The following is a 1816-nucleotide window of genomic DNA, read 5'->3' as shown; positions in this document are numbered from 1 at the left end:
TTAGATGCAGTAATGGATTTAGTGAGGAACAGAATGATGATGCTATTTATAACTGCTCAAAAATGATATTGCCCATCATCGGCAATTATTAGACCATCCCAAGATAATTGATGTTTTAAATCGTCACTTACAAAATCGATATAAAGAATTAGCCACAGGAAGATTTGTTAAATTCCAAGGGGCTTTATTGCAACCCCACCATGCCCTAAAAGAAAATGAATTTTGTGACCCGAAGTTACCAAATGGAGCAGAGGTGATTGTTACTCGTTCCCCTCTGGTGAACTCCAACGGTGTTATCACCTTAACCAACCGTCACCTTGATGATGTTAAACATCTCAAAGGAACGGTTTACATGAATGCTAAAACGGCTGCCGATTATCTTCAAGGAGATTTTGATGGCGATCGCGTAGCTTATGAACTGGCTTCAAAATACCCTAACTTAACAGCAGAAATTAAAGAAAAGCATAAAAAAGAAAACCGTTACAAAGATATTGAAAAACTGCTTAAAAAGGCTTATGAGGGAAGTTTTGAGTCCATAGCCCTTTCTGCCAAAGATAACCAAATTGGCATCATTGCCATTAAAGTGATGAAAGCCGTCGCTTTAGAAATGGAATTTGAGAATTTACCTCAAGAAAAAGTAGAAGAATATATTAATGATTTTAGTGACCATTTTTCTGGTCTATGGAAAAAAGATAAAGAAACGGGTAAAGATACTTTGCCTAAATCATTAAAAGGACGAGAACTATTAGTAAATGAATTAGCTAAACTAGCTAGTTCTAATCAGTCAAATGAAGAGAAAATAAAGATAATTAAATCATTTTTACATTCAAGAGTTGATGAATTAGCCCCTCAATTACAGATAGCGGTAGACGGGCCAAAATCAGCTAATCGTCCTGATGCTGATGTGCTATCAGCCAACGATAAATTAATGGGGTATAGAGATGTTGGCTGGCTAAAAGAATATAAAGATTTAGATGTTTATCGAAAGAAAGTGATGTTGAGTAATAGTTATTCTCCCGTTGACTTAATGATAACTGAAGTCAATGAATCTTGGGAAGAAAACTCACTTGAACCTCGACAAACTCATCAATTTGAAAAATTGTTTAATGGAGTAGAGATAACAAAAGAAGATATAAAATGGGCAGAAGAAATTAGAAACCAATATAATAAACTTAATAGTTATGCGTTTCGACTTAAAGATGAGTATGGAGAAGCTCCAGGGCCAAGATTGACCTTAAACACTAAAGAAGGAGAAAAACTTGAGATAATTCATACTTTAGAAGCAACTCATCCAAGTGTCTATGATTTAAAAGAAGCTAATATTTATTTAAGAAAAAATGAAGATAGTTTTTCTCATCCAGAATTGAAATATGTGGCATTTGCCGAAGTACCTGGAGAGAAAAAAGACAATGGTAAGCCTTTATATAAACGGATTGGATATGTTTCTAAGATATCTGAACGAAATAAGAATTTAATTCAATTTGAGCCAAATAAAACTATTTCTAAAACGATTAATGGTTCAGTAACCATTAATCCTGGGGTAACTCCCAGTCAAGTCAAGGCTGCGTTTGGGCAAGTTAATGAATTTGTTGAAAAAACCTACGAAGACATCAAAGCAGAAGACAAGCAACGCTTTGCAGCATCCTTATGGCAAGTTACCCATCGTCGTCAAACTAAAATTAGAAACGAACAGGGACAATTAGACGATAAACAGAGATTTAATAAAGCAGTAGCGGCCTTTGCTATCTTTGGGGATGAAATTAATCAACAATTAGATACTTTACAATTTAATCAAGTAAAAGTAGCCGGTGTAAAT

The 1816-nt window shown here is 34.6% G+C and carries 1 pseudogene; it reads left to right on the top strand.

Annotation, left to right across the window (positions count from 1 at the left end):
* Window positions 1-187: 187 nt before the first annotated feature.
* Window positions 188-1816: pseudogene (locus tag CY0110_RS27640) on the top strand (hypothetical protein); the annotation flags it as partial.

Origin of the sequence: Crocosphaera chwakensis CCY0110 (assembly GCF_000169335.1) — a bacterium.
GTDB lineage: Bacteria > Cyanobacteriota > Cyanobacteriia > Cyanobacteriales > Microcystaceae > Crocosphaera > Crocosphaera chwakensis.
Note: the sequence above shows the minus strand (reverse complement) of the source record. Positions and strands in the feature narration are given on the sequence as shown.